1 protein-coding gene is annotated in these 651 nt (G+C 80.5%); it reads left to right on the forward strand.

From position 1 onward, the window contains the following. A partial coding sequence (locus ABD308_RS27665; protein WP_344340004.1) for a hypothetical protein occupies positions 1 to 651 on the forward strand: 651 nt, incomplete at both ends.

The following is a 651-nucleotide window of genomic DNA, read 5'->3' on the forward strand; positions in this document are numbered from 1 at the left end:
CGGGCCGCGGGCGGCGCGGGCCCGGCCGCCCAGGGCCGCCGCCTCAGCGAACTGCACCCGGGCCTGGTGGCCACCGGCGCCTTCGCCCGGATCCTGCGGGCAGCCCTGGACGCCGTCCCCTACGAGGGCCCCGCCGAAGGCTTCAGCGCGGACGGCGGCGGGCCGGAACGGGCGGTGACGATCCGCGCCACCCCCTTCCTGGACGGCCTGCTGCTCACCTGGCGCCCGCGCGGCGGCCCGGCCGAACGGGCGGCCCACCTCGCCGAGTCCCAGCGGCTCTCGGGCGTCGGCAGCTTCCGCTGGTCGACCGGCGACCCGGGCCCGGACTGCTCGCGCGAGGCCCTGCGGCTGCTCGGCCTGGGCGGCGGACAGCCGGCCGTGGTCCCGCTCGCCGCACTGCTGCACCGGGTGTGCCCGGAGGACCGGCCCGCCGCCGGCATGCTCGTGCGCCGCCTGCTGGCGGGCCAGCACCTGACCACCCTGGAGTTCGGCGTCCCCGGCGCGCACGGCGCCGCCCCGCGCGTGCTGCGGGTCGTCGCCGAGTCGCTCGCCGACCCCGGCAGCGGTACGGCGCGCACCGTGCACGGCGTCGTCGAGGACGTCACCGGACGGCACCACGCCGAGGACCGGCTGACGGCGGTGCGCGCCCGG

It is taken from the genome of Kitasatospora putterlickiae (genome assembly GCF_039527695.1).
GTDB classification, from domain to species: domain Bacteria; phylum Actinomycetota; class Actinomycetes; order Streptomycetales; family Streptomycetaceae; genus Kitasatospora; species Kitasatospora putterlickiae.